We start from the raw sequence: 14,485 nt of genomic DNA on the forward strand, positions 1-14,485 counted from the left end.
TCCTTGGTGTCGCACAGAGAGGCGGTAACCGACATGATCAAGGTGGTACTGATTTCGGGGAGTCTGCGCCGGGGATCGGTGAATTCGGCGGCGCTGCGGGCCGTACGCCGTATCGTCGGCGAACGGCGGGAGCCCACCGAGGTGGTCTCCCTGCCGATCGGGCGGATCCCCTTCTACGACGGGGACTTCGAGTACGCGCGCACCACCGCGGCGGTACGGGCCGCCCGCAGCCTGGTCGCGGCCGCCGACGCCCTGGTGATCAGCACGCCCTCGTACAACGGCGCGGTGCCGGGGGTGCTGAAGAACGCCCTGGACTGGCTCTCGCGCCCCGACGGCGCGTGTGCGCTCAGCGGCAAGGCCGTCGCCGTGCTGAGCGCGTCGCCGGGCGGGCGCGGGGCGATCGACGCGCAGCCGGCGCTGATGGACCTGCTGGACGCGTGCGAGGCGGTCGTGGTCGAGCACCCGCCGGTCGCGATCGCCCGCGCGCACGAACGCCTCGACGAGAGCGGGGAGATGACGGAGCCGGACGCGGTGGCGGAGCTGCGCTCCCTGGTCGACGCGACGTTCGAGGCCCTGCGGATCCTCGGGGAGCAGCGGGCGTCGGTGGCGGCCTGAGGACGCGAACGGGGGCGCCGGGAGGGGGGCTTGTGCTCTCCCCCGGCGCCCCCGGTCCTGGCCGGCCGGTCCTGGTCAGTCCCCGACGGCCAGGACGTGCCGCGTGCCGTCGGCCGCGCGCACGGCGAGGGACGCGTCGTCCGGCGCCCACCGCAGCGTCCGGGCCGTGCCGTCCGGCAGGCTCAGGGTGCGCAGGTGCGTGAGGCGGGGCGCGAGCAGGTCGACCGTACCGTCGTCGCAGCCGACGGCGAGGGCGTGCCCCGAGCGGGACCACGCGCAGCACTCGACGGCGGAGTCGTAGTGCCGCAGGGCCAGTTGGTGCCAGCCGCCGTCGGGGTGGCCGACCACGACCATGCCGTCGGCGCCGGCGGTGGCCACGAGGCCCTGCGGGCTGACGGCGGCCATGGTGCAGTGGGCGTCGAGGGAGCTGACGTCGGCGAGGAAGGTCCCGTCGAGGGCGTCCCACAGGACGGCGCGCCCGTCGGCGGACACGCACACGAGGCGCCGTCCGTCGGGCATCCAGGCGAGCGAGCCGACGGCGGCGGAGTGCCGGTCGAGCACGTTCACCCGCCGCGCGCGGCCGCCCTCGGGCACCCGCCACACCACGACCCGCCGTCGCCCGGCAGCCGCGAACAGCTCCCGGGCGACGGGGTTCCAGGCGGCGCGGGTGCCGGTCACGGGTGCCGCCCGCGGTGGCCGACTGGAGAGGTCCGCCCCGGCGGAAGCCCGCCGGCCGCCGCGCTCCGCGCTCGTACGTGTCGCGCGGTCAACGGGCACCCCCTCCCCGTAACGCCCCCTCCGCCCGCGGGAGTTCGCCGGGCGCGGACACGGCCGTCTCGACGGAGTCGAGCAGCGCGTGCCAGCGGGCCTCGGCCGCCCTGAGGCTCTCGCTCTCCAGGCGGCGGGCGAGCGCGTCGCGGTCGATGCCGAACCAGTCGAGGTGGCCCAGCAGCCGCCGGGCGTCGGCGTAGTCGCGTGCGCCCCAGCTGCGGGGCACGGCCCGGCCGTGGTCGGCGACGGCGCGCAGGGTCTCCTCGGTGAGGGCGCAGGCGGTGCCCCGGGCGGTGAGCCGGTCCGCGTAACGGGTGGCCGGCAGCACGGGGTCGCGTACGCACGTGGCCGTCCACAGCAGCCGCTGGGGGCGGGCGCCGCGGGCGGCGAGGGCGTGCCAGCGCGGCCGGTCCAGCAGCCGTTCGTGGCGCTCGTGCACGAGCCGGGCGGTGGAGACCGCGGCGGTGCCCCGCATGGCCTTGGCCTCGCAGGTGCCGTCCCGGTCGAGGAGGGCGTCCACCGCCGTGTCGAGGGGGGTGACGGGCACGGCGGCGAACGAGGCGAGCGTGGCGGGGTGCCGGCCGGCCGCGCGGGCCCCTGCCAGTCCCGTCAGATAGGCCTCGGCGGCCTGCTCGTAGCGCTCGGGCGTGAAGACGTGGGTGGCGCCCGCGTTGATGCCCTCGGCGAGGGCGGCGGCGAGCGCGTCGAGTCCGGCGTCGGTGGCGGGGACGGCGAGCACGGCGTTGGGCCGGTCGGTTGCCCGCCACAGCCGGCGGGCCTCGCGCAGGGTGGCGGCGGCGTCGTGGGCCAGGCGCGGGTCGAGGGCGAGGGCGACGAGCCCGTCGACGCCGGCCGTCGCCTCGTGGACGGGGCGCAGCATGTCGCAGGCCCACCGCACGTCGTGGACGGTCAGCGCGCGCAGGGCCGCCTCCGCGCGCAGCCCGCGCCGGGCGAGCTTGCGCAGGGGGCCCTCGCGGGCCGGCCCGGTGAGCCGGGCCGGATCGTGCAGGACGCCGGTGACGTACCGGCCGCGCACGAGCGCGGCGGGCGGGCCGTCGCCGGGCCGCTGGTCGAGCCAGACGGACACCCCGCCGCGGGTCAGTGCCCGCAGCGAGGCGTCCGCCGCCGTCCCCGGGAGCCGGGAGAGCTGCGGTGTCACGGTCACGGGTGTCCCTTTCCGGCCGCGCGGGCCAGGGCGGCGCGGGCGGTGGCCGCCACCCGCTGCGGGGTCAGTCCGGGGCTGTCGGCGAGGGCGCGGCTGCCGGCCGCGTCCTGCTGCCCGGCGCCGGCGAGGAGCTGGTACCAGCCCAGGCGCGCGCCCGTGGCCACGGAGACGGTGACGGCGGCGGGCGGCAGCACCGAATCCCGGTAGGCGCGCGGCTGTTGACGGAAGGAGGCGGCGCGGGGCATCGCCACCACGCGGGTGGCGATGCCCTCGCCCTGGAGGATGCGCCGCGCGTCGAGCGCGGCGCGTTCCTCCCCGGCGTGTGCGACGAGCACGACGTCGGGGGGTACGGCGGCCGGTCCCTCGCCGACGGCCTCGGCGAGGACGTAGCCGCCGCTCGGTGCCCCGGGGCGGGCGGCGGCCGCCGCCCGCCCCGGCCGCGGCCCCCGCACCGCGGGGGCGCTCATGCGACCGGCACCTGTGCGGCGAGGGCGGCGAGCAGCGTGCCGGTGATGCGCGGCCCGTCCTGGGTCAGCACGGACTCCGCGTGGAACTGCATGGAAGCGAAGTGGGGTCCGCGCAGGGCGTGCACCTCGCGGGTGAGGGGGTCGCGGCTGATCTCGACGGCGCCGATGCCGTCGATGTCGGCGCGGGTGTCCGCGCTGCGGGCGGCGAAGGTGTTGTAGAAGCCGACGCGTTCGCGCGAGCCGAACAGGTCGATCTCGCGCTGGACGCCCTGGTTGGGCACGTCGCGGCGCACCAGGTCGAGACCGAGCCGCAGGCTGAGCACCTGGTGGCTCAGGCAGACGGCGAGGAACGGCCGCCGCTCGGCGAGGAGGGTGTCGATCGCGCCGCGCAGGTGGGCGATCTTGGGGTGGGCCGCCTCGCGCGGGTCGCCGGGGCCGGGGCCCATGACGACGAGGTCGTGGCCGTCGAAGGAGTACGGCGCGTCGAAGCGGCGTACCGTCACCTCCAGTCCCATGGACCGCAGTTGGTGGTCGATCATGGAGGTGAAGGTGTCCTCGGCGTCGACGACGAGGACCCTCCGCCCGGCCAGCGCGGGGTCGGTGCGCAGCCGGTCGCCGTCGGAGGCGAGCCAGAAGTCCGCGATGGTGTCGTTGCGTTGCTCCAGGGCGGCGCGCACCGAGGGGTGCGTGCCGAACCGGGAGGGCCCGCCGCTCTCCAGGGCGGAGCGCAGCCCGGCCGCCTTGGCGCGGGTCTCGGCGACCTCGGACACCGGGTCGGAGTGGCGTACGAGCGTGGCGCCGACGCCGATGCGCACCCGGCCGCCGGCGTCGATGTCGGCGGTGCGGATGAGGATCGCGGAGTCCAGGGTGCGTTCGCCGGCGGCGTCGCGGCCGATGAGGGCGAGGACGCCGCTGTAGTAGCCGCGGCCCTGCGGTTCGTAGCGGTCGATGACGCGGGCGGCGCTCTCCAGCGGGCTGCCGGTGACGGTGGGCGCGAACATGGTCTCGCGCAGGATCTCGCGCGGGTCGCGGTCGGTGGTGCCCTCGATGAAGTACTCGGTGTGCGCGAGGCGCGCCATCTCCTTGAGGTACGGGCCCACGACGCGGCCGCCGGTGGCGCAGATCCGCGCCATCATCTTCAGTTCCTCGTCGACGACCATGTACAGCTCGTCGGCCTCCTTGCGGTCGGCGAGGAAGTCCATGACCTCGGGGAGGCTGGGCCCGGCGGCGGGGTAGCGGTAGGTGCCGCTGATGGGGTTCATCACGGCGGTGCCGCCGTGCACGCTGATGTGCCGCTCGGGGGTGGCGCCGACGAAGGTGCGCTCGCCGGTGTGGACGATGAACGTCCAGTAGGCGCCCGACTCGCGCTCCAGCAGCCGGCGGAAGAAGGTCAGCGCGTGGGCGGTGGTGAAGCCGGAGATGTCGGCGGTGAAGGAGCGCTTGATGACGAAGTTGGCGCCCTCCCCCTCGCCGATCTCGTCGGTGATGACGCGGCGGACGACGTCCGCGTACGCCTCGTCGTCGACGTCGAAGTGCTCCCCGGTGAGGGTGATGGGCACGTCGGGGACGCGGGCGAGGACCTCGGCGACGCCGACGGTGCTCTGCCCGGTGACGGTCAGCGCGAGCAGGGGCTCCTTGTCGTCGGCGGCGCGGAAGCCGCGTTCGGCGATCTGCCGGTAGGGGACGACGGCGAGCACCTCGTGGCGGGCGCCCGGTCCTTGGGCCCGCTCGGGCAGCGGGATGTCCGCGAGCGCGTCGAGGTCGGAGACCTCGCCGACGAGGACGTCGAGAGCTCCGGGGCCGGTGGCCTCGGGGCGGTGCAGCAGGGCGAACGCGGGCGGCCGCGGGCCCAGTACGCGGGCGAGCAGATCCTCGGTCATGGCCGTTCCTTCCCGGTCTCCTCGGTAGGGGCCGCCGGCACTCACGCGGCGGCCCGTTCGGTGGCGCGCAGGGCACGGGTGGCGTCCTGCGCGGTGGTGACGACGGCACAGCGCTGTGCCGCGTAGGTCAGGGCCTGCCGGTGGTGGCCGGCGGAGAAGTCGGCGACACCGTCGGCGACCAGGAAGGTCTCGATGTCGTTGGTGAACGCCTCGACGGCCGTCATCAGCACGCCGACGTGCGCGTACACCCCGCACACGATCAGCTGGTCGCGGCCGTGGGCGCGCATCCGCTCCAGCAGGTCGGAGCGGAAGAAGGCGCTGTAGCGCCACTTGGTGAACACCCAGTCGCCGGGGGCGGGCGCGAGCGGCTCGACGACCTGCCGGTCGGCGGGGTCGACGCGCATGCCCGGACCCCAGAAGTCCTTGAGCAGTCCGCGCTGTTGGTCGGTCATGCCGCCGGGCTGGGCGGTGTAGGCGACGGGCGCTCCGGCCGCCGCCGCGGCCTCGCGCAGTCGCGCGACGTTGCCGACGAGCGTCGCGCGCAGCGTGCCGGGGAGCGGCTTGAGGAAGTAGCGCTGCATGTCGTGGACGAGCAGGACCGCGCGGGCCGGATCGACGGTCCACGGTGCGGTGTTGCCGGGCAGGTCGCCCGCTGCCGGCATCGGGTACGGCTCGATCGGAGGGATGCCTGCCATGGGGTTCTTTCCTCTCATCGGTGCTCGGGCCGGGCGGAACGGTTCCGGCTCAGCCCAGCCAGGACGAGACCACGGTGATGGCCTGCTGCGGGTTGAGCCGGGGGTCGCAGAAGCTCGTGTACTTGTCCCCGACGTGGTCCAGTCCGGACTCGTTGTTCACGCACTCGGTGACACTCTCCGGTGTGGTCTCCAGGTGCAGTCCGCCGGCGACGCCGCCCGCGGTGCGCACGGAGCACTGGAAGCCGCGGATCTCCCGGACGATCGCCTCCAGCAGCCGGGTCTTGAGCCCTTCCTGGGTGGTGACCGTGTTGCCGTGCATGGGGTCGGTCAGCCAGATCACCGGGTGCCCGGCGGACTTGACGGCCTCCACGAGCGGGGGGAGCTTCTCGGACACCTTCTCCGCGCCCATGCGCGCGATGAGGGTGAGCCGGCCCGGTTCGCGGGCGGGGTCGAGGACCTCGCACAGGGTGAGCAGTTCGTCGGCCGTCATGCCCGGACCGACCTTGCACGCCACGGGGTTGGCGACCTCGGCGAGCAGGGCGACGTGGGCGCCGTCCACCTGGCGGGTGCGCTCGCCGATCCACGGCCAGTGCGTGGAGGTCAGCAGGGCGCGCCCGTGCTCGTCGGGGCGGACCATGGGCAGTTCGTAGTCCAGCAGCAGCGCCTCGTGGCTGGTCCACACCGGCGGGCAGACGCCCGAGCGGCGGGCGGGGTTGAGCCAGCCCAGGTGCGTCATGGCCTCGCTGGCGGCGAGGTAGCCCGACAGCAGCCGCTGCGGGTCGGGGCGGCGGCGCTCGGGGTGCGGCTCGGGAGTGTTGACCATGTGGCCGCGGTAGACGGGCAGTTCGGCGCCGGCGACCTCCTCGGTGGGCTTGGAGCGGGGCTTGGCGAACTGGCCCGCCATCCGGCCGGCCCGGACCACCGGCTTGTGGGTGGTCATCTTCAGGACACCGGCGAGGACGTCCAGCAGGCCGGCCTTGCGGGCCACGTAGCCCGAGGTGCACTCGGCGGGGTCCTCGGCGCAGTCGCCCGCCTGGACCACCTGGGACTCGCCGCGGGCGACCTGGGCGAGGTGCTTGCGCAGGGTCGCCACGTCGGCGGAGCGGACGAGGGCGGGGCGGCTCGCGAGTTCGTCACGGACCCGCTGGAGCTGCGCCTCGTCGCCCCAATCCGGTTGCTGCAGAGCTGGTTTGAGCCGGGCGTCGAGCAGAGCATCAGTCACTGGTGACTCCAAGAAACGTTTAGGGCGGTGCACAAACGGCCCTGTGGGCCTGGGTCAAGGGCTGCACTCAAACAGGGTGGAACCACGGCAGAAGGGCGGGCCTCACCACTCCCTTCGCAGGCGGGAGGACGCGCGGCGAGCGGAATCGCCGCGGGGTCCCGATCGTCCGGGGCGGCCCGGCATCCGGCCAATGGCCGTCGCCGCACTTCGTCAGGTGACCGGGAATGCATCACGTCCCGGGGTGTGTGCCGTTCCCGGCCGAGGTGACGCAGTACGGACCGGGGGTGCCCGGCCGGCCCGGCCGCCGCCCTAGGCTCGTTCTCTTGGCCGGAATGCGACCCCGGTGACCGGGCGCGCGGGGCCTCCTGCGATGGTGGAGGCTTCGGCCTGCGCGGGCCGCAGCGGATACGGTGGTGCCGTGCGCCCGTGCGCGCCGAGGACGGACGTGCCGCGCAATAGCGGTGCGAACGATCGCAAGGAAAGATGTGAGCAGGTTGTTGGTGCAGGTCAGCGCGGTAGTCCGGAGCTTGGGGTAGCGTCGTGCACATCGTGATCATGGGCTGCGGGCGGGTGGGCTCGGCCCTCGCCCAGACCCTGGAACAGCAGGGACACACGGTCGCCGTGATCGACCAGGACCCCACGGCCTTCCGCCGCCTGGGCTCCGGCTTCGGCGGCCGCCGGGTGACCGGCATCGGCTTCGACCAGGACACCCTGCGCGAGGCGGGTATCGAGGAGGCCGGCGCGTTCGCCGCCGTCAGCAGCGGCGACAACTCCAACATCATCGCGGCCCGGGTGGCCCGGGAGATGTTCGGCGTGGAGAACGTGGCCGCCCGCATCTACGACCCGCGCCGCGCCGAGGTCTACCAGCGGCTCGGCATCCCGACCGTCGCCACGGTGCGGTGGACCGCCGACCAGATGCTGCGACGGCTGCTGCCGTCGGGCGCGGAGCCGCTGTGGCGCGACCCCAGCGGCGGGGTGCAGCTCGCGGAGGTGCCCTGCTCCTCCGCCTGGATCGGCCACCGCATCAGCCGGCTCCAGGAGGAGACCGGGGTGCGGGTGGCGTTCCTGACCCGGCTGGGCGAGGCGACGCTGCCGACGTCCGCGACGGTGCTGCAGGAAGGCGACCTGGTGCACGTGATGATGCGCACGGACGAGGTCGAGAAGGTGGAGGCCGCGTTCGCGCAGGGCCCCGAGGAGGGTCATCGGTGAGCGTCGCACACGCGGCCGCCGGGCCGCAGACGAGGAACGACGCGCGCGTTCGCCGCGTGGGCGGAGATGGGGGCACCTCCCAGGCCGTTCAGGCACTGGGGGAGAACGGGGTAATGCTGTGAGGGTTGCCATTGCCGGGGCCGGGGCTGTCGGCCGGTCCATCGCGGGTGAGCTGCTGGAGAACGGGCACGAGGTGCTGCTCGTCGACAAGGCCCCCACGGCCATCTCCGTCGAGCGGGTACCGCTCGCCGAGTGGCTGCTGGCGGACGCCTGCGAGATCACCTCGCTCGACGAGGCGGCGCTGCAGCGCTGCCACGTGGTCATCGCGGCGACGGGCGACGACAAGGTCAACCTGGTCGTCTCGCTGCTCGCCAAGACCGAGTACGGGGTGCCGCGTGTGGTCGCGCGGGTCAACAACCCCAAGAACGAGTGGCTGTTCAACGAGTCCTGGGGCGTGGACGTGGCCGTCTCCACCCCGCGCCTGATGTCGGCCCTCGTCGAGGAGGCCGTGAGCGTCGGCGACCTCGTCCGTCTGATGCGCTTCAGCCAGGGCGACGCCAACCTCGTGGAGCTGACGCTGCCCCCGGAGTCCGCGCTGGCGGGCACCCGGGTCGGGGACGTGGCCTGGCCGGACGACACCTCGCTGGTCACCATCATCCGCGGCAACCGGGTCCTGACCCCGAACCGCGAGGACGCGCTGGAGGCCGGCGACGAGCTGCTGTTCGTGGCGGCCCCCGCCCGCGAGGAGCAGCTGGAGGACCTGCTGTCGGTCCGCCGCGAGGACGACTCCGCCTGAAGGATGTGACGAACGCCGGTGGCCCGGAACCGTATCGGTTCCGGGCCACCGGCGTTTCGGTCACGGATCGCGGGACGGCGCCCGCGCGTCACTGCGGCGGGCCGCCGTGCCCCTCCGCCTCCGCGAGCGCGGGCTTCCCGGTGTCCCGGGCACCGGCGGTGCCGCCGGCCTTGGCGGCTCCCCCGGCCTCGGCTGCCTCCATTTCCGCGAAGACGTCGATCGGCGGCGGGGCCTTCGCCAGGAAGATCCAGGTCAGGTAGACCGAGAGCAGCATCGGCGGGATGCCGAGCATCACCTTCACCCAGCCCAGCTGCGTCGCGTCCCCCCACCAGTACAGCGGGAAGAGCACCGCCGACTTGGCGAGGAGGATCAGCCCCCAGGCCCAACTCGCCTTCGTGTAGGCGGCCTTGCGGCCGGGGTTGCGGGTCCGCCAGGAGAGGTTCTCCTTGAACACCGGTCCGAGGATCACGCCGAGCAGCGGCCAGCCCGCGAGGGAGGTGACGATGTAGGCGACCGCGAGCCCGAGCGTGTAGAGCATGCCGGGCAGGTAGAAGTTCTTCGCGTCGCCGGACATCATCGCGAACACGGCACCGAACGCGACGCCGAAGACCCCGCTGAACGCGTGCTTGAGCGTGTCCTTGCCCACGAGCCGCGCGATGCCCAGGACCAGCGAGAGGCCCAGCGCGGCGACGGCCGCGACGTGGATGTCCCGCTTGACCGTGTAGAGCGCGACGAAGACCAGGCCGGGCACGGTCGTCTCGACCATGCCCCGCACCCCGCCGAAGGCGTCGAAGAGGGCCGCCTCGGTGGCCGCTCTGGAGTCCGCTCTGGAATCCGCTGCCGCGGAGTCGTCCGTATCGGCCGCGTGTCGGCCGGTACGCTTCTCGGCCGGTTTGTCGAGAGACGTCACCGCTACTCCTGTCCGAGCGGTCGGAGTTCGTACTTGGGATTGAAGAGCACCCGGCGGCCGCGGATCGTCGAGATCCGGCCGGAGGCGATCAGCTTACGGCCGGGTTCTATACCGACGATGGAGCGGCGTCCGAGCCACACCACGTCCAGCGCGGCCGAGCCGTCGAACAGCTCGGCCTCCAGCGCGGGCACTCCGGCGCGCGGCCGGAGCGTGACGGTGCGCAGCGTTCCGGTGACCTTGACGATCTGCCGGTCGTCGCAGTCGCAGATCCTGGTGCAGCCCGCCTCCTCCGCGTCCTGCCGCAGCTCGGCCGAGTGCAGGTCCTCCTGCGAGGTGGAGAGCCGGTCGAGCATCCGGCGGAACCGGCCGGTCGGCTTCTCGGAACGGGGTACAGCGCTCATGAAACCAGCCTACCGGGGCCCCCAGCGCCTGATCACACCTCGAACCGGTACCCCATCCCCGGCTCTGTAATGCCGCATCCCCCGGGGGACAACCCCCGGACCCCCGGCAGGCTCCGGGCGCGCCCTCACACCTCGAACCGGTACCCCATCCCCGGCTCTGTAATGAAGTGCTTCGGGTGCGAGGGGTCCAGCTCCAGCTTCCTGCGCAGCTGGGCCATGTACACCCGCAGGTAGTTCGTCTCGGTGCCGTAGGAGGGGCCCCACACCTCCTGGAGGAGCTGCTTCTGGCTGACGAGGCGGCCCGTGTTGCGGACCAGGACCTCCAGCAGGTGCCACTCGGTGGGGGTCAGGCGGACGTCCTTGCCGCCCCGGTTGACCTTCTTCGCGGCGAGGTCGACGGTGAACACCTCGGTCTCCACGATCGCGTCGTCGCCGGTGGCCGACGGCCCCACCGGCTCGGCGCGGCGCACGGCGGCCCGCAGCCGGGCGAGGAGCTCGTCCATGCCGAAGGGCTTGGTGACGTAGTCGTCGGCGCCCGCGTCGAGCGCCTCGACCTTCTCGTCGGAGGTCTGGCGGGCGGACAGCACGAGGATCGGCACCCGGGTCCAGCCCCGCAGTCCCTTGATCACCTCGACGCCGTCCATGTCGGGCAGACCGAGGTCGAGGATGACCACGTCGGGGTGGCGGGCGGCGGCGAGCTGGAGGGCGGTGGCGCCGTCGGGCGCGGCGTCGACCTCGTACTTCCGCGCCTTGAGGTTGATCACGAGGGCGCGGACGATCTGCGGCTCGTCGTCCACCACGAGCACCCGGTTCATGCGGAACCACCTCTGCTGTTCGTCAGGGCCCGTCCGACGGGCCCGGGGTCAGGGATCTGGCTGGTCTGCGCGGTCCGCCCCCCCCGGGGGGGCGGACCGCAGGGTCAGGAGGTGGCCTGGGCCGGGAGGTCCGGGCGCACGGGCGGGCGGCCCTCGGCGGCCCGCAGGGTGAGCACCATGGTCATGCCGCCGCCGGGGGTGTCCTCGGCGGCGAGCGTGCCGCCCATGGCCTCGGCGAAGCCGCGGGCGACGGCGAGGCCGAGGCCGACGCCGGTGCCGCGCGGGGCGTCCCCGTAGCGCTGGAAGGGCTCGAAGATGCGGTCCTTGGCGCTGTCGGGGACGCCGGGCCCCCGGTCGGCGACGCGGACCTCGACCCGCTCGCCCAGGGCGCTCGCGGAGACGTGCACCGGGTTGCCGTCGGGACTGTACTTGACGGCGTTCTCGACGATGTTGGCGACGCTGCGCTCCAGCAGGCCGGGGTCGACGGCGACCATGGGGAGCGTCTCGGGGATGTCGAGGGTCACGCTGTTCTCGGGGACCCCGCCGAGGGCCATGGGGACCACTTCGTCCAGGTCGATCTCGCGGATGAGCGGGGTGACGGTGCCGGTCTGCAGCCGGGACATGTCGAGGAGGTTGCCGACGAGGTGGTCGAGGCGGTCGGCGCCGTCCTCGATGCCGGCGAGCAGTTCGGCCTCGTCCTCCTCGGACCAGGCGACGTCGTCGGAGCGCAGCGAGGTCACGGCGGCCTTGATGCCGGCGAGGGGGGTGCGCAGGTCGTGGCTGACGGCGGCGAGCAGCGCGGTGCGGATGCGGTTGCCCTCGTCGAGGCGGCGGGCGCGCTCGGCCTCGCCGACGAGCCGCTGCCGGTCGAGGACGACGGCGGCCTGGGCGGCGAAGGCGGCGAGCACCCGCCGGTCCTCGGCGGGCAGCACCCGGCCGGCGAGCGCGAGGGCCAGGTTGTCGCCGACGGGCATGTCGACGTCGCCGTCCTCGGGCCGCAGCAGGGGTTTGCCGTTGCTGGTGACGACGCTGCAGGCGACGTTCCAGGGCTCGACCTCGCTGGGGCGTTCCAGCAGGGCCACGGACTCCATCGCGAAGGTCTCGCGCACCCGCTCCAGCAGGGCTTCCAGGCTGGTGTCGCCGCGCAGGACGCTGCCGGCGAGGAAGGAGAGGATCTCGGACTCGGCGCGCAGCCGGGCCGCCTGGTGGGTGCGGCGGGCGGCGAGGTCGACGACGGAGGCCACGGACACCGCGACGAACACGAAGATCACGATGGCGACGATGTTCCTCGGGTTGACGATCGTCCACTCGTGCAGCGGCGGCGCGAAGAAGTAGTTGAGCAGCAGGGAGCCGAACGCGGCGGAGAACAGCGCGGGCAGCAGTCCGCCGAGCAGGGCCGCCCCGACCGTCGCGCACAGGAACAGCAGCATGTCGTTGGCGAAGCCGAGGTCGGGCCCGAGGTTGGTGAGCAGCGCGCTCAGGACGACGGGCACGCCCACGCCCACGAGCCAGCCGGCCAGGACGCGCCCGCGTCCGAACCGGGCGCTGCGGGTGACGGGCAGGCCGCGGCCCTTGGCGGCCTCCTCGTGGGTGACGATGTGCACGTCGAGGTCGGGGCCGGAGTCGCGGGCGACGGTCTGGCCGACGCCGGGTCCGAAGATGTACTGCCAGGTCTTGCGGCGGCTGGAGCCGAGCACGATCTGGGTGGCGTTGACGCCGCGCGCGAACTCCAGCAGGGAGGCGGGGACGTCGTCGCCTATCACGTGGTGGAAGGTGCCGCCGAGGTCCTCGACGAGGGTGCGCTGGACGGCCAGTTCCTTGGGCGAGGCGGAGGTCAGTCCGTCGCTGCGGGCGATGTAGACGGCGAGGATCTCGCCGCCGGCGCCCTTGGCGGCCATCCGGGCGGCGCGCCGGATGAGGGTACGGCCCTCGGGGCCGCCGGTCAGTCCCACGACGATGCGCTCGCGGGCCTGCCAGATCCGTGAGACGTCGTGCTCGGCGCGGTACTGGCGCAGGTACTCGTCGACGCGGTCGGCGGTCCACAGCAGGGCGAGCTCCCGCAGCGCGGTGAGGTTGCCGGGGCGGAAGTAGTTGGAAAGGGCGGCGTCGACCTTGTCGGACTTGTAGATGTTGCCGTGGGCCATGCGGCGGCGCAGGGCCTGCGGCGACATGTCGACGAGCTCGATCTGGTCGGCACGGCGCACGATCTCGTCGGGCACCGTCTCGCGCTGCCGGACCCCCGTTATCGATTCGACGACGTCGCCGAGTGATTCGAGGTGCTGGATGTTGACGGTCGAGATGACGTCGATGCCGGCGGCGAGCAGTTCCTCGACGTCCTGCCAGCGCTTGGTGTTGCGGGAGCCGGGCACATTGGTGTGGGCGAGCTCGTCGACGAGGACGACGGCGGGGCGGCGGGCGAGGACGGCGTCGACGTCCATCTCCGTGAAGACGCTGTCCCGGTAGGCGAGGCGGCTGCGGGGCACTTCCTCCAGGCCGTGCAGCATGACCTCGGTGCGCGGCCGGCCGTGGTGCTCCACGAAGCCGACCACGATGTCCGTGCCGCGCTCCATGCGGCGGTGCGCCTCCGAAAGCATCGCGTACGTCTTGCCGACGCCCGGTGCCGCGCCGAGGTAGATCCGAAGCTTGCCGCGTCCCATGGCCCCATTGTCTTTCACGACGCGCGGCGGTGTTCGGGGCGGAGTTTTTCGTCCTTGTCGATGGTTCTCCGTCCGGACGTGCCCCGGTGTGCGGCACGGCCGCGCTCGGCACGACCTTACGGCGCCCGTTTTGGACATATGGGGCGGTGGGCGGTGCGGGGCCCGGTATTGACGCAGTTCTGACGCGTCCCACCCGTGACCCGTCCCCGGTACAGGAGCGCAGGCCGGAGGCGGGACGCGCGCGGGGAGCGGACGCGCCCGCTCCGGGCTCCGCGCTTCCCCCTCCTCGCTCCGGGGCGCCCCTGGCAGCATGGCCGCATGACTGACGTACGCACCGCTCACACCTCGCAGCTCACCGACACCGAACTCGCCGCGATCCGCGGCCTGGTGGACGAGGCCTTCGAGGGCGACTTCGAGGACGAGGACTGGGACCACTCCGTGGGCGGGATGCACGCCCTGGTACGGGAGGGCGGCCGGCTGATAGCCCACGGCTGCCTGGTGCAGCGCCGGCTGCTGCACGGCGGCCGCGCGCTGCGCACGGGCTATGTGGAGGCCGTGGCGGTACGGGCGGACCGGCGCCGGCAGGGCCACGGCTCGGCGGTGATGGAGGCGCTGGAGGGCGTGCTGCGGCGCGGCCGCTACGAGCTGGGGGCGCTCGGCGCCGCCGACGAGGCCGTCCCCCTGTACGCGGGCCGCGGCTGGCAGCTGTGGCGCGGCCCGTCCTTCGTCCTGGCCCCCACCGGCATCGAGCGCACGGAGGACGAGGACGGCTGCATCTTCGTGCTGCCGGTCGGGGCGAAGGTCGACCTCGACGGGGAGATCGTCTGCGACTGGCGGCCGGGCGACGTGTGGTGAGACCGGGCACGCGCGAGGGGCCGGGGC

The 14,485-nt window shown here is 73.7% G+C and carries 14 protein-coding genes; 4 read left to right on the plus strand and 10 right to left on the minus strand.

Going from position 1 to position 14,485, the window contains the following annotated elements; all coding sequences use genetic code 11:
• Positions 1 to 33 precede the first annotated feature (33 nt).
• On the plus strand, positions 34 to 615 hold the full coding sequence (locus tag ACFP1Z_RS25945; protein ID WP_390319926.1) for an NADPH-dependent FMN reductase: 582 nt from the start codon (positions 34 to 36) through the stop codon (positions 613 to 615).
• Between the two features lie 75 nt (positions 616 to 690).
• Here ACFP1Z_RS25945 and ACFP1Z_RS25950 read toward each other — a convergent pair whose 3' ends face one another.
• From ACFP1Z_RS25950 to ACFP1Z_RS25975, 6 genes are all read right to left on the minus strand, one after another.
• Positions 691 to 1,293, minus strand: coding sequence for a WD40 repeat domain-containing protein (locus ACFP1Z_RS25950; protein WP_390319928.1), 603 nt, complete (start codon positions 1,291 to 1,293; stop codon positions 691 to 693).
• 88 nt (positions 1,294 to 1,381) lie between these two features.
• Positions 1,382 to 2,551, minus strand: coding sequence for a transaldolase family protein (locus ACFP1Z_RS25955; RefSeq protein WP_390319930.1), 1,170 nt, complete (start codon positions 2,549 to 2,551; stop codon positions 1,382 to 1,384).
• The gene (locus ACFP1Z_RS25960; protein WP_390319931.1) at positions 2,548 to 3,018 is read right to left on the minus strand and encodes a transketolase-like TK C-terminal-containing protein; all 471 of its coding nucleotides are present in this window, start codon (positions 3,016 to 3,018) and stop codon (positions 2,548 to 2,550) included. The genes ACFP1Z_RS25955 and ACFP1Z_RS25960 overlap by 4 nt, the downstream gene beginning before the upstream one ends.
• Positions 3,015 to 4,898, minus strand: coding sequence for an anthranilate synthase family protein (locus ACFP1Z_RS25965; RefSeq protein ID WP_390319933.1), 1,884 nt, complete (start codon positions 4,896 to 4,898; stop codon positions 3,015 to 3,017). Before ACFP1Z_RS25965 ends, ACFP1Z_RS25960 begins: the two co-directional genes overlap by 4 nt.
• A gap of 41 nt (positions 4,899 to 4,939) precedes the next feature.
• Positions 4,940 to 5,593, minus strand: coding sequence for an isochorismatase family protein (locus tag ACFP1Z_RS25970; protein ID WP_390319935.1), 654 nt, complete (start codon positions 5,591 to 5,593; stop codon positions 4,940 to 4,942).
• A gap of 49 nt (positions 5,594 to 5,642) precedes the next feature.
• Positions 5,643 to 6,815, minus strand: a complete 1,173-nt coding sequence (locus tag ACFP1Z_RS25975) for a 3-deoxy-7-phosphoheptulonate synthase (RefSeq protein WP_390319936.1) — start codon at positions 6,813 to 6,815, stop codon at positions 5,643 to 5,645.
• Positions 6,816 to 7,355: 540 nt separating this feature from the next.
• Here ACFP1Z_RS25975 and ACFP1Z_RS25980 point away from each other — a divergent pair.
• Together ACFP1Z_RS25980 and ACFP1Z_RS25985 are read left to right on the plus strand one after the other, a co-directional pair.
• Positions 7,356 to 8,024 carry a potassium channel family protein gene (locus ACFP1Z_RS25980; protein WP_390319937.1) on the plus strand — a complete coding sequence of 223 codons (669 nt, stop codon included), beginning with the start codon at positions 7,356 to 7,358 and terminating at the stop codon, positions 8,022 to 8,024.
• 118 nt (positions 8,025 to 8,142) lie between these two features.
• The gene (locus ACFP1Z_RS25985; RefSeq protein ID WP_390319939.1) at positions 8,143 to 8,820 is read left to right on the plus strand and encodes a potassium channel family protein; all 678 of its coding nucleotides are present in this window, start codon (positions 8,143 to 8,145) and stop codon (positions 8,818 to 8,820) included.
• 88 nt (positions 8,821 to 8,908) lie between these two features.
• Here the strand turns inward: ACFP1Z_RS25985 and ACFP1Z_RS25990 are convergent, their stop codons facing one another.
• The 4 genes from ACFP1Z_RS25990 to ACFP1Z_RS26005 all read right to left on the minus strand — a co-directional run bounded on the left by ACFP1Z_RS25990 (position 8,909) and on the right by ACFP1Z_RS26005 (position 13,603).
• Positions 8,909 to 9,730, minus strand: a complete 822-nt coding sequence (locus ACFP1Z_RS25990; RefSeq protein ID WP_390319940.1) for a DUF3159 domain-containing protein — start codon at positions 9,728 to 9,730, stop codon at positions 8,909 to 8,911.
• A 2-nt stretch (positions 9,731 to 9,732) separates the two neighbouring features.
• Positions 9,733 to 10,131 carry an OB-fold nucleic acid binding domain-containing protein gene (locus ACFP1Z_RS25995; protein WP_390319942.1) on the minus strand — a complete coding sequence of 133 codons (399 nt, stop codon included), beginning with the start codon at positions 10,129 to 10,131 and terminating at the stop codon, positions 9,733 to 9,735.
• 125 nt (positions 10,132 to 10,256) lie between these two features.
• The gene (locus tag ACFP1Z_RS26000) at positions 10,257 to 10,946 is read right to left on the minus strand and encodes a response regulator (RefSeq protein WP_390319944.1); all 690 of its coding nucleotides are present in this window, start codon (positions 10,944 to 10,946) and stop codon (positions 10,257 to 10,259) included.
• A gap of 104 nt (positions 10,947 to 11,050) precedes the next feature.
• Positions 11,051 to 13,603 (minus strand): ATP-binding protein, encoded by a 2,553-nt coding sequence (locus ACFP1Z_RS26005; protein ID WP_390319946.1) that lies wholly within the window; start codon positions 13,601 to 13,603, stop codon positions 11,051 to 11,053.
• Between the two features lie 318 nt (positions 13,604 to 13,921).
• Between ACFP1Z_RS26005 and ACFP1Z_RS26010 the strand changes: the two genes are divergently transcribed.
• A complete protein-coding gene (locus tag ACFP1Z_RS26010; protein WP_390319947.1) occupies positions 13,922 to 14,458 on the plus strand; it encodes a GNAT family N-acetyltransferase in 537 nt (178 codons plus the stop codon).
• Positions 14,459 to 14,485: the final 27 nt, after the last annotated feature.

The organism is Streptomyces gamaensis, assembly GCF_042656465.1.
Lineage (GTDB): Bacteria > Actinomycetota > Actinomycetes > Streptomycetales > Streptomycetaceae > Streptomyces > Streptomyces gamaensis.

Coding starts and splice junctions, on each gene's coding strand:
- ACFP1Z_RS25945 (WP_390319926.1), top strand. CDS start 34: ATGATCAAGGTGGTACTGATTTCGGGGAGTCTGCGCCGGGGATCGGTG.
- ACFP1Z_RS25960 (WP_390319931.1), bottom strand. CDS start 3,018: ATGAGCGCCCCCGCGGTGCGGGGGCCGCGGCCGGGGCGGGCGGCGGCC.
- ACFP1Z_RS25965 (WP_390319933.1), bottom strand. CDS start 4,898: ATGACCGAGGATCTGCTCGCCCGCGTACTGGGCCCGCGGCCGCCCGCG.
- ACFP1Z_RS25970 (WP_390319935.1), bottom strand. CDS start 5,593: ATGGCAGGCATCCCTCCGATCGAGCCGTACCCGATGCCGGCAGCGGGC.
- ACFP1Z_RS25995 (WP_390319942.1), bottom strand. CDS start 10,131: ATGAGCGCTGTACCCCGTTCCGAGAAGCCGACCGGCCGGTTCCGCCGG.
- ACFP1Z_RS26000 (WP_390319944.1), bottom strand. CDS start 10,946: ATGAACCGGGTGCTCGTGGTGGACGACGAGCCGCAGATCGTCCGCGCC.
- ACFP1Z_RS26005 (WP_390319946.1), bottom strand. CDS start 13,603: ATGGGACGCGGCAAGCTTCGGATCTACCTCGGCGCGGCACCGGGCGTC.
- ACFP1Z_RS26010 (WP_390319947.1), top strand. CDS start 13,922: ATGACTGACGTACGCACCGCTCACACCTCGCAGCTCACCGACACCGAA.